Genomic DNA, 22,783 nt, shown 5'->3' with positions numbered 1-22,783 from the left:
ATCGTTGCTGTTCATCGCGCCAGCCAGCCGCCGTCCACCGGCATCACCGCGCCATGCATATAGTTCGACGCCGGCGCCAGCAGGAAGACGGCTGCGTCGCCGATGTCTTCCGGCGCGCCCCAGCGCCCGGCCGGAATGCGCGCCAGGATCGAGGCGCTGCGGTCGGGATCGGCGCGCAGCGCCTCGGTGTTGTTGGTCTCGATATAGCCCGGCGCAATGCCGTTGACGTTGATGCCCTTTGCCGCCCATTCACATGCAAGCAGGCGGGTGATGCCGAGCACGCCGTGTTTGGAGGCGGTGTAGGAGGCGACGCGAATGCCGCCCTGAAAGCTCAGCACCGAAGCGATGTTGACGATCTTGCCACGCCGTCCAGATTCGGCAAGCACGCGCCTGGCAAAACTCTGGCTGAGGAAGAACACCGTCTTCAGATTGACGCCCAAGACGTCGTCCCAGTCGGCTTCGGTCAGGTCGACCGCATCGGCACGCCGGATGATGCCCGCATTGTTGACCAGGCCATCGAGCGGTCCGGTGCCGTCCCAGACGCGGTCAAGCATCGCCTGGGCAGCTGCATCATCACCAAGATCGCAGCGGACCGCCTCGAAGCGGCCGCCGACAGCCGCAATCTTCTCCGCCGTCTCGTCCATCGCCGACCGGCCGACGCCGACGACCGCGCCGCCGGCGCGCGCGATCGACACTGCGATGCCCTGGCCGATGCCGGTATTGGCGCCGGTGACGAGGATGCGCTTGCCGGCAAGGCTGAAGGCCGAGAGATCGCTCACTTGAGCTCCTCCATCGCCACCAGGTCGACATCGGTATAGTCGACATTGTCGCCAGCCATCGCCCAGATGAAGGCGTAGTTCGAGGTGCCGGCGCCCGAATGGATCGACCATCCCGGCGACAGCACCGCCTCCTCGTTGCGCATGACGAGATGGCGCGTTTCGTCCGGTTCGCCCATGAAGTGAAACACCCGCGCCGCCTCCGGCAGGTCGAAATAGAGATAGGCCTCCATGCGCCGGTCATGCACATGGCATGGCATGGTGTTCCAGACGGAACCGGGGGCAAGCTGCGTCATGCCGACGACAAGCTGACAGGTCTTTACCCCATCGGCATGGATGAACTGGAAGATCGAGCGCTCGTTGGAGGTCGCCTGGCTGCCGAGATCGAGCCGCTTGGCATCGCCGATGCGGATCAGCCGGTTGGGATGGCCCTGATGCGCCGGCGCGCTGAGCAGGTAGAATTTAGCCGGCGCTGCCGGATTGGTCGCAGCAAACGATACCTCATCCGTGCCCATGCCGAGATAGAGCATGTCGCGCGCCTGCAACTCGTAGGATTGACCGCCGGCTTTCACGACGCCGGCACCGGCGATGTTGACGATGATCATCTCACGGCGGTCGAGAAAATTCTTGGTCCCGGTCGGCTTGATCGCCTGCAGCGGCAGCGGTGTACCGGCGGGCATGGCGCCGCCGACTATCATGCGGTCGTAATGGGTGTAGGTCAGGCTGATGCGGCCGGGCTGGAACAAGTCCTCGATCAGGAAATTGTGTCGCAGCTCGTCCGTTCCCATGGCTGCGGCAGAAACAGGATCGATGGCGAAGCGGGAGGTGAAATCCGTATGATTGTCAGTGTGATTCATTGCTGTCCCATGGGGCTGCCTCAATTGCTTATTCAGTTGCCGCGGCCTTGACCGAGTCGGCATAAAAAATCTGGCGCGCGTGCAGGCGCTCGCGATAGCGCTGCTGGCTGGCACCGAGATGCGCGCGCATCGCCTCCCGCGCCGCTTCGGCATCGCCTGCCGAGATGGCGTTGAGGATCATCAGGTGTTCGCGCTGTAGGCCGCGCTGGTAGGCGTCGGACTGTGCGAACTCGGTCGACCAGGGCGAGGTCACATCGCAAGGAATAGCGCGCCGGCCGAGCACGTCGAGCATCTCGACATAGAACGGATTGTTGGTGGCGCTGGCGATTGCGCGGTGGAAGGCAAGGTCTGCCGGTCCAGTCGGCTCGCTGTTGAGGAGCAGCCGTTCGAACTCGAAGAAGGCTTCCTGGATTGCCGCTTCCTGCGCGGCGTTGCGCCGGATGGCGGCGAGCCCGGCGGATTCGATCTCGATCGCCAACCTGACTTCGAGCACGTTGAGGGCAATCGAATCCTTGCTGCCCATCTCCGCTGCCAGAGCACCGAACGCTGTCGAGATATGTTCGGTGACGAAAACGCCGGCGCCTTGGCGCGGCTCGACCAAGCCGTCCGCGGCAAGCTTGGCCAGCGCCTCGCGTATCACGGTGCGGCTGACCCCGAAGGTTTCCGTCAGCTGGCCCTCGGTCGGCAGCTTTTGCCCAGGCTGGATCTCGCCCGCCTGCAGCTGCTTGCGGATCGCCGCGACGACGGTTTCCGAAAGCTTCGGTCTTCGTTCGACGCGGAGCCCGACGGCAGTGTCCGATGCCATGTCGCACCCCCTATTTGAAGACGCTCGGCAGCCATAGCGAAATGGCCGGAATGTAAGTGACGAGCGCCAGCACCACGAGGCCTGCGCCATAGAAGGGCCAGATCGAGCGCATCGATTCCCAGACGGATATCTTGCCCACTGCGCATGCCACGAACTGAACTGCGCCCACCGGCGGCGTGTTCAGCCCAATGCCGAAATTGAGGATCATGATGACGCCGAAATGCACCGGATCGACGCCGTAGGCCTGCGCCACGGGCAGGAAGATCGGCGTGCAAATGATGATCGTCGGCCCCATGTCCATGAACGTGCCGAGGAACAGCATCAAGAGGTTGAGCAGGAGAAGCACAACCAGCGGATCGTCCGAGATCGCGTTCATGGAGGCTATCAACGCTGCCGGCACTTTCAGGAAGGCCATCAGCCACGAGAACGCCGCCGCCATGCCGATGATGAGCAGCACCATGGCCGTGGTGCGCACGGCGCCATGGGTGGCATGAACGAACCCTTCCCAGGTCATCTGCCGGTAAACGAAGACGGTCACGAGCAGCGCATAGATGACGGCGATACAGGAACTCTCGGTGGCGGTGAAGACGCCCGATCGCACGCCGCCGAAGATGATCGCGATCAGCAGCAGGCCGGGCACGGCGACGGCGAAAAGATGCGCGACCGCGGTGAAGCCCGGAAACGCCTCGGTCGGATAGCCGCGGGAGCGCGCCACGATATAGGCGGTGACCATCAGCGACAGGGCCAGTAGCAGGCCCGGGATGATACCGGCCGTGAACAGATCGGCGATCGAGATCTTTCCGCCTGCCGAGATCGAGTAGATGATCATGTTGTGCGACGGCGGCAGCAGCAGCGCGATCAGTGCCGCCATCGACGTGACGTTGACGGCGTAGTCCGCTCCATATCCACGCGCCTTCATCTGCGGGATCATCAGGCCGCCTACCGCCGCTGCCTCCGCCACCGCTGAGCCGGAAATGCCGCCGAACAGTGTAGCGGTTGCAATGTTGACCTGCCCGAGGCCGCCACGCAAATGGCCGACGAGCGAGCCAGCGAAGGCAACGATCTTGCTGGCGATGCCGCCGCGCACCATCAAGTCGCCGGCGTAGATGAAAAACGGAATGGCCAGCAGCGAAAAGACGCTCATGCCGGAATTCAGGCGCTGGAACACGATGAGCGGCGGCAGGCCCATATAGAGGACGGTGGCGAGGCTTGCGACGCCGAGGCAGAAAGCGATCGGCGTGCCGATAAGCATCAGCAGGGTGAAGACGCCGAAGAGAATCCACAGTTCCATGGCGTCAGACCTTCACGTTGGCGGTGTCGAGTTCGGCTGCGACTTCGGCTGGCGGCAGTTCATCGAGGGCATCGTCGATCGGCGCGCCGGAGAGGCGAAGCACGATGCGCTCCAGCGTGAAGAGCACGATGAGCGCGCCTCCCGCGACAAGCGGGACATAGTCCCAGCCCCCCGAAATGCCGAGTGACGGCAAGACGGAGCCCCAGGTCAATGCGACCAGCTGGCTGCCATACCAGATCATGCCGATGCCGAAGGCGAGCGCGACAATATCCGAAATCATCCGCAGCCAGCGCTTGCCGCCTTTCGGCAGCACGTAGAGCAGGACGTCGAAGCCAAGATGGTAGTTCTCGCGAACACCGACGGCAGCGCCGAGGAAAATGAACCAGCTCATCAGCATCACCGAGCCCGGCTCGGTCCAGCTCGGCGAGCGGTTCAGAACATAGCGGCCGAACACCTGCCAGGCGACGAAGGCGGTCATCAGCACCAGCCCGATGCCGGCGATCGACAGCGCCGCCGTGCTGACGCGCGACATCACTTGCGCGACGCCGGACAGGAGCGGTGTTGGTCTTGGGCTGGAAGTCACCGGTTTTCTCCCCAGGAGGATGGCGGCACGGAATGTCCGCGCCGCCGCTTGATCACTGCACGGCCTTGATGGCTTCGACCATGGCCTTCAGCTTGTCGTCCTTGACGTGCTTCTCGTAGACCGGCCCCATCGCGTCGATGAAGGGCTGCTTGTCCGGCGTCGTGATCTGCGAACCGGCCGCCTCGACCTTGGCGCGCGATTCCTTGACCTTGGCGGTCCACAGCTCGCGCTGCTTGGCGACGCTTTCCTTGGCGGCCGCCTTGAAGATCGCCTGGTCTTCCGGCGTCAGCTTGTCCCAGCTCGACTTCGCCATGACGAAGGCTTCCGGCACCATCGTGTGCTCGTCGAGCGAATAGTACTTGGCGACTTCCGCATGCTTGGCGGTGTCGTAGCTCGGAAAATTGTTCTCCGCGCCGTCGATGACTCCGGTCTCAATCGCCGAATACACCTCGCCATACGGCATCGGCGTCGCGTTGGCGCCGAGTGCCGCCACCATGTCGACGAAGATGTCGGACTGGATGACGCGGAACTTCATCCCGGCCATGTCGGCCACGGTGTTGATCGGCTTCTTCGAATTGTAGAAGGAGCGCGAGCCGCCGTCGTAAAAGGCGAGCAGCACCAGCCCGACCTGGTCGAACGCCGCCGCGATCTGGTCGCCGATCGCCCCGTCCATGACCTTGTGCATATGCTCTTCCGAACGGAAGATGTAGGGCAGCGAGGGCACGGTGGTCTCCGGGATGAGCCCGTTGAACGGCGCCATCGAGACGCGGTTGAGATCGATCACGCCGGTGCGCACCTGCTCGATCGTGTCCTTTTCCTCGCCGAGTTGCGCGGAAGGATAGAGTTCGACCACATAGCGGCCGGCCGTGCGCTCCTTCACCAGCTCGCCGAAATATTTGACCGCCTCGACCGTGGGATAGCCGTCCGGGTGCGTATCGGACGAGCGCAGGACCGTCTGGGCGCTTGCCGATCCGGCCAGCAGTGCGGCGGCAACTAGCGTAGCTCCCGCCAGTCTCGAAAAATGCAGCATTGGTTTCCTCCCTTTTTGAACGATGGCGGCAAGCGCCGTTAGAGCCGGTACGCCTTTTTCGCGAGCGTATAGGCAAGTTCCTGCGCCAGCTCGTGCGCCTCGTCTTCGCCGAGCCGATGCTCGGCGACGAGACGCGCCAGAAAAGCGCAATCGACCCGGCGCGCCACATCATGGCGGGCCGGTATGGATGGAAAGGCGCGGGTGTCGTCGTTGAAACCGACGGTGTTGTAGAAACCGGCGGTTTCGGTAGTCATCTCACGGAACCTGCGCATGCCTTCGGGGCTGTCGTGGAACCACCAGGCCGGCCCGAGCTTCAATGCCGGGTAGACGCCGGCGAGCGGCGCCAGCTCGCGCGCATAGCTGGTCTCGTCGAGGGTGAAGAGGATGATGGTGAGGTCGCGCTCCAGCCCGACGCAGTCGAGCAGCGGCTTCAGCGCCGTCACATAGTCGGTTCGGGTCGGAATATCGAAGCCTTTGTCCCTGCCGAACTTCTGAAAGACAGCCGGCGAATGATTGCGCCAGGAGCCGGGATGGATCTGCAGGACCAGCCCGTCGTCGCGGCTCATCTTGGCCATCTCGGTCAGCATCTGGGCGCGGAACAGCTTTCGCTCGCGCTCGTCGTCCGAGCCCCGGCGGATGCGGTTGAACAGCTCCTGCGCGGCGGCATCCGAGAGATTGGCGGTTTCGGCCGTCGGATGGCCGTGATCGGAGGAAGTCGCGCCAAAGCTCTTGAAGAAGGCGCGCCGCTGGCGATGCGCATCGAGATAGCCGGCCCAATTGCCGGTGTCGCAGCCGGTGATCTCGCCAAGCCGGTCGAGATTGGCCGAGAACCCTTCGAAGTCGGGATCGACGATCGCATCCGGCCGATAGGCGGTGACGACGCGGCCCTCCCAGCCGCTGTCGCGGATCATCTGGTGCCATCTGAGATCGTCGAGCGCGCCTTCGGTCGTTGCGATGACTTCAATGTTGAAGCGCTCGAACAGCGCTCGCGGGCGAAAATTCTCCCACTGCAGCAAGGTCGAGATCATATCGTAATGGCGGTCGGCGGTTGCGGCCGTCAGCGGCTCGTCGATGCCGAACAGATGGGCAAGCACATGGTCGAACCACAGCCGGGTCGGCGTACCCCGGAACAGGTAATAATGCTCGGCGAAGCGCCGCCAGATCGTTCTGCCGTCGGTTTCAACCGGCGAGCCGTCAAGCGTCGGCACACCAAGCTCCTCAAGCCGAACGCCCTGGCTGAACAGCATGCGGAAAATGTAGTGGTCCGGCACGATCAGCAACTGCGCCGGATCGGGAAACGCCTCGTTGAGCGCATACCAGCGCGGATCGGTGTGGCCGTGCGGGCTGACGATCGGCAGGTCCTTGACCGTGGCGTAGAGACCGCGGGCCAGCGAACGCGGGCGCCCCTCGGCGGCAAACAGCAAGTCCGGATCCGTCAATGCGGCCACGCAAATCCTCCCAATCCGGACATCGGTAGGGTTGAAAAGAAATAATGTCAACATACAAAAACTGGGTTGTTGTATGATGACTTTTCGTCGGCCATTGCCCATTGTGCGTGACGGCATCGGGTGTTACGCCGCCTGACAGCAGTGACCCAACAATCTCGATCAGACACGTGGCGCAATGACCAATAGACGCCTTTCCAACAGCACGCTGAAGGCACTGCCGGCTTCGGTCACGGTTCCGCGCTACGCCCGCGGCGGCGGCGCACCGGGCATCGTCCATCTCGGTGTCGGTGCCTTCCATCGCGCCCACCAGGCGGCCTATGTCGACGACTGCCTGGCGGCGGGAGAGGCGGACTGGGGCATTGTCGGCGTGTCCTTGCGCAGTCCAGACACGCGCGACGCACTGGCGCCGCAGGATGGCCTCTACACGCTGGCGATCAGGAGCAGCATCGGCGAAGAGCTGCGCGTCGTCGGTTCGATCCTGTCGCTGCTGGTGGCGCCGGAAGATCCGGCTGCCGTGCTCGCCGCCCTGACCGATCAGCGCACCCGCATCGTCACGCTCACGATCACCGAAAAGGCTTATCTGAGAGCAGCCGGCGGCGGTCTGGACAGCACCCATCCGGACATCGCCCATGATTTGGCTAACCCGCAAATGCCACGGACGGCGCATGGTTTTCTCACCGAAGCGCTGTCGCGCCGCCGTGCCGCCGGCATCCAGCCTTTCACCGTGCTCTGCTGCGACAACCTTCCGGCCAATGGCGCCACGCTGCACCGCCTGCTGGTCGAATTCGCCGCATTGCGCGATTCCAGGCTCGCCACTTCAGGCGATGCCAGGCTCGCCACTTCAGGCGATGCCAGGCTCGCCGCACACATTGCCGACGGCGTCGCCTTTCCGTCGAGCATGGTCGACCGTATCGTGCCGGCGACTACCGACGCCGACCGGGCGCGTATCGCCGTCGAGCTCGGCGTCGAGGATGCCTGGCCGGTGATGACCGAGCCGTTCTGCCAATGGGTGGTCGAAGACGATTTCCCGGCAGGCAGGCCGGCCTGGGAAAAGTTCGGCGTCACCATGGTCGGCGACGTCGGGCCCTTCGAGGACATGAAGCTGCGGCTGCTCAACGGTTCGCATTCGGCAATCGCCTATCTCGGCCTGCTCAGCGGCTACGACACGGTCGACCGCGCCTTTGCCGATCCGGCGATCCGGCAATTCGTCGACGGACTATGGGCCGAGGCCATCCCGACGCTGCCGCAGGACGCCGGGCTCGATACGGCCGGCTACACGGCCCAGCTCGCCGAACGCTACTCGAACACGGCGCTCGCCCATCGCACCGCGCAGATCGCCAATGACGGCAGCCAGAAGCTGCCGCAGCGCATCGTCGCCTCGGCCCTCGAGCGGCTGGGCGCCGGCGACCCGCCAGCCCATCTGATGCTGGTGGTGGCGGCCTGGGTCGCCGCTTGCGAGGCGCGCGGCAAAACCTTGCCGGAAGCCCATTTCACCGACCCGATCGACACTCGGCTTACGGCGCTCGGCAGCCGGCCGGCTGGTGAAACGGTGACAGCGATGTTCGATCTCGCCGGCTTCGCCAAGGATCATGCCCACCGCATGACACTGATCGATCTGACGGCAGCCCATCTCGAGCGCCTGCGGCGGGGCGGCACTGCCGCAGCTTTGGCGGCGCTTGGCATAGGGAGTGAGAAGCCATGAGACAGACCTGGCGCTGGTTCGGGCCGGACGATCCGGTGACGCTTGCCCATGTCCGTCAGGCCGGCGCCGTCGGCATCGTCAGCGCGCTGCACCACCTCAACGACGGCCGCGCCTGGCCGGCGGACGAGATCGCCAGGCGCAAGGCCGAGATCGAGGCAGCAGGCCTGACCTGGGATGTGGTCGAGAGCATCGTCGTCCACGAGGACATCAAGACCCGCAGCGGCGACTGGCGCAGCCTGATCGACAATTACAAGGCCTCGATCCGCGCCGTCGCCGCCGCCGGGATCAACACCGTCTGCTATAATTTCATGGCGATCACCGACTGGACGCGCACCGACCTCGATTATCCGATGCCGCATGGCGGCACCGCGCTGCGCTTCGATGTCGTCGAGCTCTGCGCCTATGACGTCTTCATCCTTGAGCGAGAAGGGGCGGAGGCCGATCACCCACCGGCCCGTATCGAGGCCGCGCGTGTGCGGCTGCAAGCCATGAGCAACAGCGACAAGGCAAGGCTGGAGCGCAATCTGATCGGCTGGGTCCCGGCGCGCGAATTCATCTTCGATCGGGCAAGCTTCCGCCGCGCCCTCGACCTCTACAAGGACGTCTCCACCGAAGGCCTGCGCGAAAACCTGTTTGCTTTCCTGCGCGAGATCGTGCCGATCGCCGAAGAGGCCGGAGTCAGGATGGCGATCCACCCCGACGATCCGCCTTTTTCGTTGTTTGGCCTGCCGCGCATCGTTTCCAAGGCAGCCGATGCCCGCGCGCTGCTCGACGCGGTCGCTTCGCCGGCTAACGGGCTGACGCTGTGCACCGGCTCCTACGGTGCGGGCGCGCAGAACGATCTGCCGGCAATGGCAAAGGCCTTCGCCGAAAACATCCATTTCGCCCATCTGCGCAATGTCACCAAGGAGCCAGACGGCTCTTTCCACGAAGCCGAGCACCTCGACGGCGACACCGACATGGTGGCGGTCGTGTCGGCGCTGATTGGCGAAGAACGGCGGCGCAAGGCGGCAGGCAGGGCGGACTGGCAGATGCCGATGCGTCCCGACCATGGCCACGCCATTGTCGATGACATCGGCAAGAAGGTGAACCCCGGCTATTCCTGCATCGGACGGCTGAAGGGCCTCGCCGAACTGCGCGGCGTCATGCGCGCAGTAGAGGCACTGACGGTGTGACCAGCCCCCCTTCTCCTCTTGTCTTGTGGGAGAAGGTGGCCGAGCGAAGCTCGGTCGGATGAGGGGGTGTTCCAGGGAACGCCGACGTCTCGTTTCTTCCAACACCCCTCAACCGTCTCGGCGCTGCGCGCCGATCCACCTTCTCCCACAAGGGGAGAAGGCAAGGGGCGCCTGTTAAGCCGGCAACAGCGCACCTTCGAGCGTGGTGAGCTGGTTGAGGAACTGCTCGGCCTTGCTGCGGGTCTGATCGTCCTTGGCGTCGGCGGCGTCTTCCCTGGCCTCCTGGATGCGGCGGGCAAGGTCGGCGCGGTCGATGTCGCCCACGGCCACAGCCGATTCGGCGAGCAGCGTGCAGCCGGCCGGAACGATGTCGGCAAAGCCGCCGAACACCACATAGCGCTCTTCCTTGCCTTGCGCGGTCTTCAGCGTAACGACGCCCGGCTTGATTGTGGTCATGACCGGCGCGTGATGCGCCATGACAGTCATCTCGCCTTCGGCGCCCGGGATGACGACGGATTCGACCTGCTCGGAAACCAAGAGGCGCTCCGGCGAGACCAGTTCGAATTTGAAAGCTTCAGGCATGATCAATTTAGCGACTGGTGAATGGTGAATGGTGAACGGTCAGAAAGAATGACCTTCACTCAGCCCCCGATTTCCTATCCGCTACTCCCCATTCACAATTCACTATTGACCATTCACCATCAGGCCGCTTCAGCGGCCAGGCGCTGTGCCTTCTCGACCGCTTCCTCGATGCCGCCGACCATGTAGAAGGCGGCCTCCGGCAGATGGTCGTAATCGCCGTTGCAAAGGCCCTTGAAGCCCTTGATGGTGTCGGCGAGGTCGACCAGCTTGCCCGGTGCGCCGGTGAACACTTCGGCGACGAAGAAGGGCTGCGACAGGAAGCGCTCGATCTTGCGGGCGCGGGCCACGGTCTGCTTATCCTCTTCCGACAGCTCGTCCATGCCCAGGATGGCGATGATGTCCTGCAGCGACTTGTAGCGCTGAAGGATCGACTGCACCTGGCGGGCGACCTGGTAATGCTCTTCGCCGACAACCATCGGGTCGAGCATGCGCGAGGTTGAATCCAGCGGATCGACCGCCGGATAGATGCCCTTTTCCGAAATCGCGCGGTTGAGCACGGTCGTCGCGTCGAGGTGGGCGAACGAGGTCGCCGGTGCCGGGTCGGTCAGGTCGTCGGCCGGCACATAGATCGCCTGCACCGAGGTGATCGAACCCTTGGTCGTCGTGGTGATACGCTCCTGCAGCGCACCCATGTCGGTAGCCAGCGTCGGCTGGTAGCCCACGGCCGAAGGAATGCGGCCGAGCAGCGCCGACACTTCCGAGCCCGCCTGCGTGAAGCGGAAGATGTTGTCTACGAAGAACAGCACGTCCTGGCCCTGGTCGCGGAAATATTCGGCAACCGTCAAGCCGGTCAGGCCGACGCGGGCGCGGGCGCCCGGCGGCTCGTTCATCTGGCCATAGACGAGCGCGGCCTTGGAGCCTTCGCCGCCGCCCTTCTTGTTGACGCCGGACTCGATGAACTCGTGATAGAGGTCGTTGCCTTCGCGGGTGCGCTCGCCGACGCCGGCGAACACCGAGAAGCCGCCATGCGCCTTGGCGACGTTGTTGATCAGTTCCTGGATCAGCACCGTCTTGCCGACGCCGGCGCCGCCGAACAGGCCGATCTTGCCGCCGCGGGCATAGGGGGCCAGCAGGTCGAGCACCTTGATGCCGGTGACCAGGATCTGCGCTTCCGTCGACTGCTCGACATAGGTCGGCGCCGGCTGGTGGATCGAGCGCATCTCGATGCCGTCGACCGGGCCTGCCTCGTCGACCGGCTCGCCGATGACGTTGATGATGCGGCCGAGCATGCCCGGGCCGACCGGCACGGTAATCGGTGCACCGGTGTCATAGACGTCCTGGCCGCGAACCAGACCTTCGGTCGAGTCCATGGCGATGCAGCGCACGGTGTTTTCGCCGAGATGCTGGGCCACTTCGAGCACCAGGCGATTGCCGACGTTGATCGTCTCAAGCGCGTTCAGGATCGCCGGCAGATGTTCGCCGAACTGGACGTCGACAACGGCGCCGATGACCTGGCGAACCTTGCCTGCCAGGCCGGTTTTCTTGATGGTGGCGGCCGGCGTATTCACAGCGGCGGCCTTGGTTGCTGCCGCCTTCTTGGCCGGAGAGGCCTTTGCTGCTGCCGGAGCCTTCGCTGGTGCCGCGGCCTTAGGGGCTGCCGTCTTCGGGGTCGCTGCTTTCGCCATCGTCTTTACCCTTTTCGTCTCTTTGTTTCTCACACGCTTGAGGTCGATGACCTCCTTGTGGGCGTGCCTAGAGCGCCTCGGCGCCCGAAATGATTTCGATCAATTCCTTGGTGATCTGCGCCTGCCGCTGGCGGTTGTAGGTGATCGACAATTTGTTGATCATGTCGCCGGCGTTGCGCGTCGCATTGTCCATGGCACTCATCTTGGCGCCCATCTCGCCGGCAGCATTCTCGAGCAGCGCGCGAAAAACCTGCACGGAAATGTTGCGCGGGATGAGATCGGAGAGGATCTCGCCCGGCTCCGGCTCGTATTCGTAGACGGCGCTGCCGCCGTCCTTCACTTCCGCGGCAGCCGAAGGCGCGCCCGCCGGGACAATTTGCTGCGCCGTCGGGATCTGGCTGATCACCGACTTGAACTGCGAATAGAACAGCGTGCAGATGTCGAAGCCGCCTTCGTTGAACAGGTGGATCACCTTCTTGGCGATGGCATCGGCATTGACGAAGCCCAGCGTCTTGACCTCGCGCAGGTCGACACGCTCGATGATCAGCGCGCCGTAGTCGCGGCGCAATATGTCGAACCCCTTCTTGCCGACGCAGATGATCTTGACCTGCTTGCCGTCGGCCAGAAGCTTGCGGATATGGTCGCGGGCAAAGCGGGCGATCTGCGAATTGAAGCCGCCGCACAGGCCGCGTTCGGCGGTGCAGACGACAAGCAGATGCACGTCGTCCTTGCCGGTGCCGGTCATCAGCGCCGGGGCATCGCCGCCGCCGCCGATCGCCTGGGTGATATTGGCCAGCACCGCGCCCATGCGCTCCGAATAGGGACGCGCCGCTTCCGCCGCTTCCTGCGCGCGACGCAGCTTCGCCGCGGCGACCATCTGCATCGCCTTGGTGATCTTCTGCGTCGCCTTGACCGAGGCGATACGGTTACGAAGGTCTTTTAACGAAGGCATGCTTCAAACCTGATCCCGTCCGTCCTGCTCAAGCAAAGGTCTTGGCGAAGGCGTCGATTTCTGCCTTCAGCCTGGCGCGCAGATCGTCGGACAGCGCCTTCTCCTTACGGATGCCGTCGAGCACGTCCTTGCCGGCCGAGCGCATATGCGACAACAGACCATGCTCGAACTTGCCGACCTGGTTGACCGCCAGCTTGTCGAGATAGCCGTTGACGCCGGCGAAGATCACCGCGACCTGCTCCTCGACTTTGAGCGGCGAGAATTGCGGCTGCTTCAACAGCTCGGTCAGACGCGAGCCGCGGTTGAGCAGGCGTTGCGTGGCGGCGTCGAGATCGGAGCCGAACTGCGCGAAAGCAGCCATTTCGCGGTACTGCGCGAGCTCGCCCTTGATCGACCCGGCAACCTGCTTCATCGCCTTGATCTGCGCCGAGGAGCCGACGCGCGACACCGACAGGCCGACATTGACCGCCGGGCGCACGCCCTGGAAGAACAGATTGGTTTCCAGGAAGATCTGGCCGTCGGTGATCGAGATGACGTTGGTCGGGATATAGGCCGACACGTCGTTGGCCTGCGTTTCGATGATCGGCAGCGCCGTCAGCGACCCACCGCCATTTTCGTCATTGAGCTTGGCGGCGCGCTCGAGCAGGCGCGAGTGCAGGTAGAAGACGTCGCCCGGATAGGCTTCGCGGCCCGGAGGACGGCGCAGCAGCAGCGACATCTGGCGATAGGCGACGGCCTGCTTCGACAGATCGTCGTAGCTGATCAGCGCGTGCATGCCGTTGTCACGGAAATATTCGCCCATGGTGCAGGCGGTGAACGGCGCCAGGAACTGCATCGGCGCCGGATCGGAGGCGGTCGCGGCGATGATGATCGAATAGTCGAGCGCGCCGCGCTCTTCCAGGACCTTGACGAACTGCGCCACCGTCGAGCGCTTCTGGCCGACGGCGACATAGACGCAGTACAGCTTTTCCTTCTCAGGGCCGTTGTCGTGCACCGATTTCTGGTTGAGCATGGTGTCGAGGATGATCGCGGTCTTGCCGGTCTGGCGGTCGCCGATGACCAGCTCGCGCTGGCCGCGGCCGACCGGGATCAGCGCGTCGATGGCCTTGAGGCCGGTCGACATCGGCTCGTTCACCGATTTGCGCGGGATGATGCCGGGCGCTTTGACGTCGACGCGCTTGCGTTCGGTGGCCTGGATCTGGCCTTTGCCGTCAATCGGGTTGCCGAGCGCGTCGACGACGCGGCCGAGCAGGCCCATGCCGACGGGCGCATCGACGATGGCGCCGGTGCGCTTGACGGTGTCGCCTTCCTTGATGTCGCGGTCGGCGCCGAAGATGACGACGCCGACATTGTCGGCCTCGAGGTTGAGCGCCATGCCGCGGATGCCGCCGGGGAACTCGACCATCTCGCCGGCCTGGACGTTGTCGAGGCCGTAGACGCGGGCGATACCGTCACCGACGGACAGCACCTGGCCGACTTCGGAGACCTCGGCCTCCTTGCCGAAATTCTTGATCTGGTCTTTCAGAATTGCGGAAATTTCCGCGGCGCGGATGTCCATCAGCCGACCTCTTTCAGTGCAAGCTTGAGCGAATTGAGTTTGGTTTTGAGCGACGTATCGATCTGGCGCGAGCCGATCTTGACCACCAGTCCGCCGAGCAGCGACGGATCGACGGTGACCGTGATCGCCACGTCCTTGCCGGCGACGCTTTTCAGCGCCGCTTTCAGCTCGGTTTCCTGGGCAGGCGTCAGCGCATGCGCCGAGGTGACCTCGGCGGCGGTCTCACCGCGGTGTTCGGCGGCAATCTGGCGGAATGCCTTGATCATGCCGGGCACTGCGAACAGCCGGCGATTCTGGGCAACGACGCGCAGGAAATTGCCGGTGAGGCCGGTAATCCCTGCTCTGTCGGCGATCGCGGCGATCGCCTTGGCCTGGTCCTCGCTGGAGAAGACAGGGCTCCTGATCAGCCGCGAAAGGTCGGCGCTGCCTTCGAGCATCGTTTCGAACCTGTTGAGGTCGGCCTCGACGCTGGCGACCGAATTGGCCTGCAGCGCGAGTTCGAACAGCGAACCCGCATAGCGTTCTGCGACACCTGAGATTGGCGATGACGATTGGGCCACGGACCGTCTTTTCTCTTGTCTGACAGGCCGCAGATTGTTGGCGCGAGCAAAAACTCTGGCTAAATCTTTGACCTTACTGCATTTTTCCAAGCACGGAGGCGCGGCTTCCGCTATCCCCGGTCGAAAGTCGATTGCCGTCTAGCACAGGCATTTTCAGACCGCAATGCGTCGTCCGGCATGGTTTTCAGGCACTATTGTCGCATCCGCCGGGCGAGTTCAGCAACCAACCCCGGATTGATCCCTGATTCAGGGCAAAAAGCCGAAGGCGAAGGCAAGCGGCAGCGCCGCCAGCACCAGCTCGACGACGATGGAAGCCCGGTTGAACGGCGTGTTGGCGCCATCCGACATCATCGACAGCAGCCGGCCGAAGGCGGTGAACAGCCAGGAGAAGCCGAGCGCCATATAGAGCAGCGGCTGCGCCAGGAGGATGCAGCACAGGCCGAGGCCGAGATAGAAGCCCGACATCCGGCCGCGCCCCTCGGCGATCGCCGCCGCCTTCTCCGGTCTGACCTGCAGCCGCAGGATGCGGAATGCCAGCTGTGGCGCCAGGAATAGCAATAGGCCGAGCAATAGGGTCGCGACCGCGCTCGACCACGCCAGCCACTCGCCCTGGCTCATCGGCCATGGAAACGCAAATTCCATCTTGTCCCCTCGTAAATGCATAGTCGAAATTTCGGACATTCTAGCGAAGCAACTGACATGCGCCAGATGCGCCGTCGGCAATATGCAGGGCGCGTCAGCCCAACGCGAGCGCCGTTGTCTCGACCGGGCTAACAGGACGTTACACAACGGGCTGTTTTTTTCTGCACAATTCCTATATTGTGACTACATGAGACCACAAGAGGTTCCGCGCATGAAGACGATGCAACTACGAGAGGCAAAGGCCAGCCTTTCCGCGCTCGTGGAGGCTGCCGAGAACGGTGAGCCCACGGTTATCACCAAGCACGGCAAGCCCGCAGTCATGGTGGTGCCAATCGGTGAGGGACGGAAACTTTATCCGCAGAACAGCCAAAAAGACTTCGTGGATTTCCTGCTTCGGTATCCAGGCGGCATCGAGCTTGAGCGAAACGAATCGCCGTCGCGGGAAGTGGAGTTTTGACCGGCTATCTGCTTGATACGTCTTTTCTCTCGGCATTTGCACCTGGTCGGCCTCTGCTTCCGGCACACGTGCAGAACTGGGTTGCCGAACAAGGAGAACGCGGCTCTTGGCAGCTCTCGTCGATCATCATCTTGGAGGTGGAACGAGGAATCGCGAAACTGAAGCGGACGGGCGGACATATGAAGGCAGAGCGCATCAATGAGTGGTTCGAAAGGTTGCTTCTAGAGTTCAACCAGCGCATCCTTCCCATCGATTTAGCAATCGCGCGAGAAGCCGGAAAACTGGAAGACGCCACGATCGCCAGAGGCGCCAATCCGGGTCTGGCGGACGTTCTGATCGCAGCTACTGCCCGTTTGCACGGCCTGTCAGTTTTGACGGCCAACACCCGGCATTTTGCGATTCTCGACGTGCCTTACCTGAACCCATTCACCGAACGCGTCTCGAAAGGGTAATTCGACAGCTTACAAAAAGCTCTGCGGGTCGATGTCGACCTGGACTCGCACCGAGCCCCTTATCTTCGGTCCCTCGGCCAACATGGTGCGAATGAACCCTTGCATGTCGGCGCGCCGCTCGCCCTGGATCAGCAGGCGAAAGCGACGGCGGCCGCCGATCAATGACAGCGGCGCCTCGGCCGGGCCGAGCACGAACAGGTCGGTGGCTTGCGGCGCGGCGCGACGCAGGCCACGGGCGTGCCCTTCGGCTTCGGCCCGTGTCGCCGCGCTGACGATGACGCCGGCGAGCCTGCCGAAGGGCGGCAGCCCCGCCCGCTCACGCTCGGCGATCTCGCGCTCGTAGAAGGACTCGGCATCGCCGGAGACGATCGCGCGCATCACCGGGTGGTCGGGTTGGAAGGTCTGCAGCAGGCCGAGGCTTTTCTTGCCGGTACGGCCGGCGCGGCCGGTCACCTGGCTGAGCAGTTGGAAGGTGCGCTCGGCGGCGCGCGGATCGCCATTGGCAAGGCCGAGATCGGCATCGACCACACCGACCAGCGTCATGTTGGGGAAATTATGGCCCTTGGCGACGAGTTGCGTGCCGATGACGATGTCGGCCTCGCCATTGGCGATGGCTTCAAGCTCGAGCCGCAGCCGGCGCACGCCGCCCATCAGGTCGGACGACAGTACGATAGTGCGGGCATCGGGGAAATGCGCGACGACCTCCTCGGCGATGCGCTCGACGCCTGGCCCGCAGGCGACCAGATGATCGAGCGTGCCGCATTCCGGACAGGCTTCGGGCCGGCGTTCATTGTGCCCGCAATGGTGGCAGACGAGCTGGCCGCGAAAGCGGTGCTCGACCAGCCAGGCCGAGCAGACCGGACAGCCGAAGCGGTGGCCGCAGACCCGGCAGAGCGTCAGCGGCGCATAGCCGCGCCGGTTGAGGAACAGCAGCGACTGTTCCTTTCTTTCCAGCGTCTGCCGTATATGGCCGACCAGTACAGGCGACAGGAAGCCGCCGCGTGCCGGCGGCGCGCGGCGCATGTCGATCGTCTTGAGATCGGGAAGTGCCGCCTCGGCAAAGCGCGCCGAAAGCACCGCCCTGCTGTAGCGGCCCTGGCTGGCATTGACCCGGCTTTCGACTGACGGTGTCGCCGAAGCGAGCACGACCGGAAAGCCGCCGATATGGCCGCGCACCACGGCCATGTCGCGCGCGTTGTAAAAGACGCGATCCTCCTGCTTGTAGGCGGGATCGTGCTCTTCGTCGACGACGATCAATCCAAGCTCGCTGAACGGCAGGAACAGCGCCGAGCGCGCGCCGGCGACGACCCGCACGCCGCCTTCCGCCACCTGCCGCCAGACCTTTTCGCGCATTCTTGGCGGCAGGTCCGAGTGCCACTCCGCCGGCTTGGCGCCGAACCGCTCCTGGAAGCGTTCGAGGAAAGCGTGGGTCAGCGCAATTTCCGGCAGCAGGATCAGCACCTGCTTGCCACGATCGAGCGCGGCCGCGACCGCCTCGAAATAGACCTCCGTCTTGCCGGATCCGGTTACACCGTCGAGCAGGGTGACGCCGAATGTACCGGTCGCGACATTGGCGCGCAGCGTCTCGGCGGCATCGCTCTGGTCGGGCATCAGTGAAGGCACGGCGTAGCCGGGATCGGGTGCTGCGACCACCGGCCGCGGCGGGATCATCACCGTCTCGAATACGCCCTGCGCCCTCAGCCCGTCCACCACCGTCGACGACACGCCTGCCGCATGCGCCAGGCCGGATCGCGTCCAGGCAAGTCCGCCTTCGGCCGTCTCCAGCACGCGCGTCCTCGCCTCCGTCATCCGGTCGGGCTTGGCGAAGGTGCGCTGCAGCCCTTCGATCCACGGCTCCGGGTCGAACGCCTCCGGCGCCCTGAGCAGCATGCGCGCCACCATGCCGGGCGGCGACAGTGTGTACTGCGCCACCCAATCGACAAAACGCCGCATCGCGCGGTCGATCGGCGGGCAGTCGAAAACCTGCTCGATCGGCCGCAATTTCTTCGCGTCGACCTTTTCGACGGCGCCGTCCCAGACGATGCCGGCGACCTGGCGGGGCCCAAGCGGAACGCGCACGATCGAGCCCGGCACCACGCGCATGCCAGCCGGCACGGCATAGGTGTAGGGGCGCTCGGCGGGCATCGGCACCAGCACCGGTGCGGCCGCGACAAAGGGCGAATCTTCGATCATGAGGCGTGACCTTGCCCCGACTTTGGTCTAGATCAAAGTCCGACCCCAAATGTGCATGACGTGCACATGAAAAATCTTCAGGAGACCGCCATGAAATTTTTTGTCGACACCGCCGATGTCAAGGAAATCCGCGAGCTGAACGATTTGGGGCTGCTCGACGGCGTAACCACCAATCCGTCGCTGATCCTGAAATCCGGCGGCAAGATCGCCGACGTCACAAGAGAGATCTGCGAGATCGTCAAGGGCCCAGTCTCGGCCGAAGTCGTCGCCACCGAATACAAGGACATGATGACGGAGGCCAAGATCCTGGCCAGGATCGCCGACAATGTCTGCATCAAGGTGCCGCTGACGCTCGACGGCCTGAGAGCCTGCAAGGACATCCGGTCGGACGGCCGCATGGTCAACGTCACGCTGTGCTTCTCGGCCACCCAGGCGCTGCTCGCCGCCAAGGCCGGCGCCTCCTTCATCTCGCCCTTCGTCGGCCGCATCGACGATAGCGGCTGGGACGGCATGGAGCTGATTGCCGATATCCGCACCATCTACGACAATTATGACTTCCACACTGAAATCCTGACCGCTTCGGTGCGTACCGTGAACCATGTCAAGCAGGCGGCGCTGATCGGTGCCGATGTCATCACCGCGCCGCCGGCGACGCTCAAGGCGCTGGTCAAGCACCCGCTGACCGACAAGGGCCTGGAACTGTTCCTCGCCGACTGGGCAAAGACCGGGCAGAAGATCGGCTGAAGCGACTATCCTACGAACAAAAAAGGCCGAGCAATCGGCCTTTTTTGCAGATTGCGCACTCTGGAAAGACCTAGCTTGCCGCCGGCTTGCCGTGCTTGATCAGATCCTGGGCAATCGACAGCCGCAGCACATCTGCCAGCTCGCGCGCCGCACGGTTCTCGGCGTCGATCTGGGCCCGGTATGACGCGAATTCCTGGCGCGGCCTGTCGTATGACGACGGAATCGAGCGCTTGCCCCTCGCTATGACCGTGCCCGTCTTGGCATCGCTGAGCACATAGTTGGCAGTCAGCGTCACAGTGCCGGCGGTCGGCTCGTCTTCGTCGGTCGTGACCTGCTCGATTGCCGCCGATTCGACGAGTTCGGAGACGCCGAGATCAAGCGAATAGACCGGCGAAGCCGGCTCGCCGGCGCCCTGGCCGAGCGCGAAGATCAAATTGTTGCGGACCTGCTGAGCGTAGCGGGTCTTGACCGGCTTGACCGAGATCGATGCCAGCTCGGCAGCGGCGCCGACCTGCGAGCCGGCGATCAGCGGCGCGCTCGAATAGAGCGGCCGCACCGTGCAGGCGGACACCAGCGCCACCGAGGCGAGCAGCCCGTAAAGCACGATACGGCGCAGCGTCAGCTCCGCTTTTTTCGGATCAGGCAACGACATTGACGATCCTCTGCGGCACGATGATCACCTTGCGCGGCGCCTTACCTTCGAGCGCTTTCTGCACGAAGTCGAGGGCCAGAACCGCTTTTTCGACCGCACCTTGGTCCGCGTCGCGGGCAATTGTCAAATCGCCGCGCTTCTTACCGTTGACCTGGACCGGCAGCACGATCTCGGCGTCGACGACAAGCGAGGGATCGTAGTCCGGCCAGGGCCGTTCGGCGACAAGGTCGGTGCCGCCGAGCCTCTGCCAGCACTCCTCGGCCAGATGCGGCATGACCGGCGCGATCAGGTGCACCAGGATCTCGACGGCCTCACGGCAGGCCGCTTGCAGCGCCGGATCGGCCTTGCCCGCTGCCGCCTCGTTGAGCGGCACGGTCAAGGCATTGGCGAGCTCGTAGATGCGGGCGATGGCGCGGTTGAACGCGAGCTTTTCGATATCCTCGCCGACCGACTTCAGGATCTTGTGCGCGGCCTTGGACACTGTCCCGGCCTCGCCGTCCTTCGCCGCCTCTGGCCGGACTCCGGCGAGCGATTCGGCAGCCGTCGACACCAGGCGCCAGATGCGCTGGATGAAGCGATGCGCGCCTGCCGCACCCTCGTCGGTCCATTCGACATCGCGTTCGGGCGGCGAGTCCGACAGCATGAACCAGCGCGCCGTATCGGCGCCGTAGCCGTCGGTGATCTCTTCCGGACTCACCGTATTCTTCTTCGACTTCGACATTTTTTCGAGCGGACCGATCACCGCCTCTTCGCCGGTGGCGATTTCGAAGGCGCGGCGCTTGCCGTCGGCGTCTTCAAGCCTGACCTCGCTTGGCGCAAGCCAGCGGCCGTTCGAGGCGCCGCCAACCCGATAGGTCTCGTGCACCACCATGCCTTGCGTGAACAGGCCCCTGAACGGCTCGGCGAGATCGACATGGCCGGTCTCGCGCATGGCGCGGGTGAAAAAGCGCGAATAGAGCAAATGCAGGATCGCATGCTCAATACCGCCAATATACTGGTCGACCGGCAGCCATTCAGTCGCGGCCTCGGGATCGGTCGGATCGTTTGCCCAGGGCGCGGTGAAGCGCGCGAAATACCACGAAGAATCGACGAACGTGTCCATCGTGTCGGTTTCGCGCCGCGCATCCTTGCCGCAGCGTGGGCATTTGACGTGCCGCCATGTCGGATGCCGATCGAGCGGATTGCCCGGCCGGTCGAACTCGATGTCGTCCGGCAGCTTGACAGGCAGGTCGGCTTTCGGCACCGGCACCACGCCGCAATCCTCGCAATGGATCATCGGGATCGGGCAGCCCCAATAGCGCTGGCGCGAAATGCCCCAGTCGCGCAGGCGGAAATTCACCTTGCGCTCTGCCATCGGCCGGTTGCCGATGGTCCTTTGTTCCAGCAGCTTCGCCACCTCGTCGAATGCCTGATCCGGCTTCATGCCGTCGAGGAAGCGCGAATTGATCATCGCGCCATCATCGACATAAGCCTCGTCGATGACCTGGAAGCTTCCTTGATTCTCGCCTTCCGGCATCACCACCGGAATGACCGGAAGGCCGTATCTGTTGGCGAAGTCGAGGTCGCGCTGGTCATGTGCCGGGCAGCCGAAGATGGCGCCGGTGCCATAGTCCATCAGCACGAAATTGGCGACGTAGACGGGCAGAGTCCACCTCTCGTCGAACGGATGGACAACGCGAATGCCGGTATCGAAACCCTTCTTCTCGGCCGTCTCCAAGGCCGCCGCCGAAGTGCCCATATGGCGGACCTCGTCGATGAACTTTGCCAATGCCGGATTGTCTTCGGCGGCCTTTTTGGCCAGCGGATGGTCGGCCGCAATCGCCATGAAGGAGGCGCCGAAGATGGTGTCGGGCCTGGTCGTATAGACTTCGAGCTCATGCTCGCCGGCGGCTGGCTTGGCCAGCGGCCAGCGGATCAGCAGCCCTTCTGAACGGCCGATCCAGTTCGCCTGCATCAGCTTCACTTTTTCCGGCCAGTCATCGAGTTGGTCGAGCGAATCCAGCAGATCCTGCGCGTAATCGGTGATCTTGAAGAACCACTGCGTCAGCTCGCGCTGTTCCACCAGCGCGCCTGAGCGCCAGCCGCGTCCGTCGATGACCTGCTCGTTGGCAAGCACCGTCATGTCCTCCGGATCCCAGTTGACCTTGGAGGATTTGCGCGTCACCAGCCCCTTCTCGACGAAATCGAGGAACAGCATCTGCTGGCGGTGATAGTAGTCGACATCGCAGGTGGCGAACTCGCGCGCCCAATCGAGCGACAGGCCCATGACCTTGAGCTGCTCGCGCATGGCGGCAATGTTCTGATAGGTCCAGTCCTTGGGATGGACCTTGTTCTGCATCGCCGCGTTTTCGGCTGGCATGCCAAAGGCGTCCCAGCCCATCGGGTGCAGCACGTTGAAACCCTTGGCCCGCTTGTAGCGCGCCACCACGTCGCCCATCGTATAGTTGCGGGTATGACCGATATGGATGCGCCCCGACGGATACGGGAACATCTCCAGCACGTAGTATTTCGGGCGCGGGTCGTCATTGTCGGCTTCGAACAGCTTCTTGGCGTCCCAGGCCTTCTGCCATTTGGGCTCTGACGCGCGCGGATTGTATCGTTCGGTTGCCATCGGGTGTTTTTCACTTAAAAGCATGCAC

The 22,783-nt window shown here is 63.8% G+C and carries 21 protein-coding genes; 5 read left to right on the top strand and 16 right to left on the bottom strand.

Going from position 1 to position 22,783, the window contains the following annotated elements:
* Positions 1-11: 11 nt before the first annotated feature.
* The 7 genes from kduD to uxaC form a co-directional block, all read right to left on the bottom strand.
* Complete coding sequence (kduD, locus tag NKI18_RS12895; RefSeq protein ID WP_352618120.1) at positions 12-779, bottom strand: 2-dehydro-3-deoxy-D-gluconate 5-dehydrogenase KduD; 768 nt, start codon at positions 777-779, stop codon at positions 12-14.
* Positions 776-1,633 carry a 5-dehydro-4-deoxy-D-glucuronate isomerase gene (gene kduI, locus NKI18_RS12890; protein WP_352618122.1) on the bottom strand — a complete coding sequence of 286 codons (858 nt, stop codon included), beginning with the start codon at positions 1,631-1,633 and terminating at the stop codon, positions 776-778. Before kduI ends, kduD begins: the two co-directional genes overlap by 4 nt.
* 28 nt (positions 1,634-1,661) lie before the next feature.
* On the bottom strand, positions 1,662-2,438 hold the full coding sequence (locus tag NKI18_RS12885) for a FadR/GntR family transcriptional regulator (protein ID WP_352618125.1): 777 nt from the start codon (positions 2,436-2,438) through the stop codon (positions 1,662-1,664).
* A gap of 10 nt (positions 2,439-2,448) precedes the next feature.
* The gene (locus NKI18_RS12880; RefSeq protein WP_023678089.1) at positions 2,449-3,729 is read right to left on the bottom strand and encodes a TRAP transporter large permease; all 1,281 of its coding nucleotides are present in this window, start codon (positions 3,727-3,729) and stop codon (positions 2,449-2,451) included.
* Positions 3,730-3,733: 4 nt separating this feature from the next.
* A complete protein-coding gene (locus NKI18_RS12875; protein WP_023678090.1) occupies positions 3,734-4,261 on the bottom strand; it encodes a TRAP transporter small permease in 528 nt (175 codons plus the stop codon).
* A gap of 103 nt (positions 4,262-4,364) precedes the next feature.
* Entirely contained in the window at positions 4,365-5,342 is a 978-nt protein-coding gene (locus NKI18_RS12870) for a TRAP transporter substrate-binding protein (RefSeq protein ID WP_352618127.1), read from the bottom strand.
* Positions 5,343-5,380: 38 nt separating this feature from the next.
* The gene (gene uxaC / locus NKI18_RS12865) at positions 5,381-6,790 is read right to left on the bottom strand and encodes a glucuronate isomerase (RefSeq protein ID WP_352618130.1); all 1,410 of its coding nucleotides are present in this window, start codon (positions 6,788-6,790) and stop codon (positions 5,381-5,383) included.
* Positions 6,791-6,965: 175 nt separating this feature from the next.
* On the opposite strand from uxaC, the gene NKI18_RS12860 reads away from it, so the two are divergent.
* Together NKI18_RS12860 and uxuA are read left to right on the top strand one after the other, a co-directional pair.
* Positions 6,966-8,492, top strand: a complete 1,527-nt coding sequence (locus NKI18_RS12860; RefSeq protein WP_352618133.1) for a mannitol dehydrogenase family protein — start codon at positions 6,966-6,968, stop codon at positions 8,490-8,492.
* Positions 8,489-9,667 carry a mannonate dehydratase gene (uxuA, locus tag NKI18_RS12855; protein WP_353019836.1) on the top strand — a complete coding sequence of 393 codons (1,179 nt, stop codon included), beginning with the start codon at positions 8,489-8,491 and terminating at the stop codon, positions 9,665-9,667. The genes NKI18_RS12860 and uxuA overlap by 4 nt, the downstream gene beginning before the upstream one ends.
* A gap of 174 nt (positions 9,668-9,841) precedes the next feature.
* On the opposite strand, the gene NKI18_RS12850 is transcribed toward uxuA, so the two are convergent.
* From NKI18_RS12850 to NKI18_RS12825, 6 genes are all read right to left on the bottom strand, one after another.
* Positions 9,842-10,249: a F0F1 ATP synthase subunit epsilon gene (locus NKI18_RS12850; RefSeq protein WP_023678096.1), complete on the bottom strand. Its 408-nt coding sequence runs from the start codon at positions 10,247-10,249 to the stop codon at positions 9,842-9,844.
* 119 nt (positions 10,250-10,368) lie between these two features.
* The gene (gene atpD, locus NKI18_RS12845) at positions 10,369-11,934 is read right to left on the bottom strand and encodes a F0F1 ATP synthase subunit beta (RefSeq protein WP_352618139.1); all 1,566 of its coding nucleotides are present in this window, start codon (positions 11,932-11,934) and stop codon (positions 10,369-10,371) included.
* A gap of 67 nt (positions 11,935-12,001) precedes the next feature.
* A complete protein-coding gene (locus tag NKI18_RS12840) occupies positions 12,002-12,886 on the bottom strand; it encodes a F0F1 ATP synthase subunit gamma (protein ID WP_352450898.1) in 885 nt (294 codons plus the stop codon).
* Positions 12,887-12,914: 28 nt separating this feature from the next.
* Positions 12,915-14,444, bottom strand: coding sequence for a F0F1 ATP synthase subunit alpha (gene atpA / locus NKI18_RS12835; RefSeq protein ID WP_352618140.1), 1,530 nt, complete (start codon positions 14,442-14,444; stop codon positions 12,915-12,917).
* Positions 14,444-15,004: a F0F1 ATP synthase subunit delta gene (locus NKI18_RS12830; RefSeq protein ID WP_352618143.1), complete on the bottom strand. Its 561-nt coding sequence runs from the start codon at positions 15,002-15,004 to the stop codon at positions 14,444-14,446. Before NKI18_RS12830 ends, atpA begins: the two co-directional genes overlap by 1 nt.
* A 246-nt stretch (positions 15,005-15,250) precedes the next feature.
* Complete coding sequence (locus NKI18_RS12825; protein ID WP_352618146.1) at positions 15,251-15,646, bottom strand: AGROH133_08824 family phage infection protein; 396 nt, start codon at positions 15,644-15,646, stop codon at positions 15,251-15,253.
* Positions 15,647-15,857: 211 nt separating this feature from the next.
* Here NKI18_RS12825 and NKI18_RS12820 point away from each other — a divergent pair, with 211 nt between their 5' ends.
* Together NKI18_RS12820 and NKI18_RS12815 are read left to right on the top strand one after the other, a co-directional pair.
* A complete protein-coding gene (locus NKI18_RS12820) occupies positions 15,858-16,103 on the top strand; it encodes a type II toxin-antitoxin system Phd/YefM family antitoxin (RefSeq protein WP_023719709.1) in 246 nt (81 codons plus the stop codon).
* Positions 16,100-16,555, top strand: a complete 456-nt coding sequence (locus NKI18_RS12815) for a type II toxin-antitoxin system VapC family toxin (RefSeq protein ID WP_352618149.1) — start codon at positions 16,100-16,102, stop codon at positions 16,553-16,555. The genes NKI18_RS12820 and NKI18_RS12815 overlap by 4 nt, the downstream gene beginning before the upstream one ends.
* A gap of 9 nt (positions 16,556-16,564) precedes the next feature.
* Here the strand turns inward: NKI18_RS12815 and NKI18_RS12810 are convergent, their stop codons facing one another.
* Entirely contained in the window at positions 16,565-18,748 is a 2,184-nt protein-coding gene (locus NKI18_RS12810; protein WP_352618152.1) for a primosomal protein N', read from the bottom strand.
* A gap of 90 nt (positions 18,749-18,838) precedes the next feature.
* Between NKI18_RS12810 and fsa the strand changes: the two genes are divergently transcribed.
* Positions 18,839-19,492 carry a fructose-6-phosphate aldolase gene (fsa, locus tag NKI18_RS12805; RefSeq protein ID WP_352618154.1) on the top strand — a complete coding sequence of 218 codons (654 nt, stop codon included), beginning with the start codon at positions 18,839-18,841 and terminating at the stop codon, positions 19,490-19,492.
* Positions 19,493-19,562: 70 nt separating this feature from the next.
* Here the strand turns inward: fsa and NKI18_RS12800 are convergent, their stop codons facing one another.
* Positions 19,563-20,144, bottom strand: a complete 582-nt coding sequence (locus NKI18_RS12800; protein ID WP_352724360.1) for an LPS assembly lipoprotein LptE — start codon at positions 20,142-20,144, stop codon at positions 19,563-19,565.
* On the bottom strand, positions 20,131-22,755 hold the full coding sequence (leuS, locus tag NKI18_RS12795; protein WP_352618160.1) for a leucine--tRNA ligase: 2,625 nt from the start codon (positions 22,753-22,755) through the stop codon (positions 20,131-20,133). Before leuS ends, NKI18_RS12800 begins: the two co-directional genes overlap by 14 nt.
* Between the last annotated feature and the right edge of the window lie 28 nt (positions 22,756-22,783).

Source organism: Mesorhizobium sp. M0800 (assembly GCF_040320095.1).
Lineage (GTDB): Bacteria > Pseudomonadota > Alphaproteobacteria > Rhizobiales > Rhizobiaceae > Mesorhizobium.
This window is presented reverse-complemented; position numbering and strand designations above follow the sequence as displayed.

Excerpts from the sequence above, each read along its gene's own strand:
- NKI18_RS12875 (WP_023678090.1), bottom strand. The coding sequence starts at position 4,261 with ATGTCGCGCGTCAGCACGGCGGCGCTGTCGATCGCCGGCATCGGGCTG.
- NKI18_RS12860 (WP_352618133.1), top strand. The coding sequence starts at position 6,966 with ATGACCAATAGACGCCTTTCCAACAGCACGCTGAAGGCACTGCCGGCT.
- leuS (WP_352618160.1), bottom strand. The coding sequence starts at position 22,755 with ATGGCAACCGAACGATACAATCCGCGCGCGTCAGAGCCCAAATGGCAG.
- fsa (WP_352618154.1), top strand. The coding sequence starts at position 18,839 with ATGAAATTTTTTGTCGACACCGCCGATGTCAAGGAAATCCGCGAGCTG.
- NKI18_RS12840 (WP_352450898.1), bottom strand. The coding sequence starts at position 12,886 with ATGCCTTCGTTAAAAGACCTTCGTAACCGTATCGCCTCGGTCAAGGCG.
- NKI18_RS12810 (WP_352618152.1), bottom strand. The coding sequence starts at position 18,748 with ATGATCGAAGATTCGCCCTTTGTCGCGGCCGCACCGGTGCTGGTGCCG.
- NKI18_RS12820 (WP_023719709.1), top strand. The coding sequence starts at position 15,858 with ATGAAGACGATGCAACTACGAGAGGCAAAGGCCAGCCTTTCCGCGCTC.
- atpA (WP_352618140.1), bottom strand. The coding sequence starts at position 14,444 with ATGGACATCCGCGCCGCGGAAATTTCCGCAATTCTGAAAGACCAGATC.
- kduI (WP_352618122.1), bottom strand. The coding sequence starts at position 1,633 with ATGAATCACACTGACAATCATACGGATTTCACCTCCCGCTTCGCCATC.
- NKI18_RS12850 (WP_023678096.1), bottom strand. The coding sequence starts at position 10,249 with ATGCCTGAAGCTTTCAAATTCGAACTGGTCTCGCCGGAGCGCCTCTTG.
- NKI18_RS12800 (WP_352724360.1), bottom strand. The coding sequence starts at position 20,144 with ATGTCGTTGCCTGATCCGAAAAAAGCGGAGCTGACGCTGCGCCGTATC.
- NKI18_RS12880 (WP_023678089.1), bottom strand. The coding sequence starts at position 3,729 with ATGGAACTGTGGATTCTCTTCGGCGTCTTCACCCTGCTGATGCTTATC.
- NKI18_RS12870 (WP_352618127.1), bottom strand. The coding sequence starts at position 5,342 with ATGCTGCATTTTTCGAGACTGGCGGGAGCTACGCTAGTTGCCGCCGCA.
- NKI18_RS12825 (WP_352618146.1), bottom strand. The coding sequence starts at position 15,646 with ATGGAATTTGCGTTTCCATGGCCGATGAGCCAGGGCGAGTGGCTGGCG.
- atpD (WP_352618139.1), bottom strand. The coding sequence starts at position 11,934 with ATGGCGAAAGCAGCGACCCCGAAGACGGCAGCCCCTAAGGCCGCGGCA.
- NKI18_RS12885 (WP_352618125.1), bottom strand. The coding sequence starts at position 2,438 with ATGGCATCGGACACTGCCGTCGGGCTCCGCGTCGAACGAAGACCGAAG.
- uxuA (WP_353019836.1), top strand. The coding sequence starts at position 8,489 with ATGAGACAGACCTGGCGCTGGTTCGGGCCGGACGATCCGGTGACGCTT.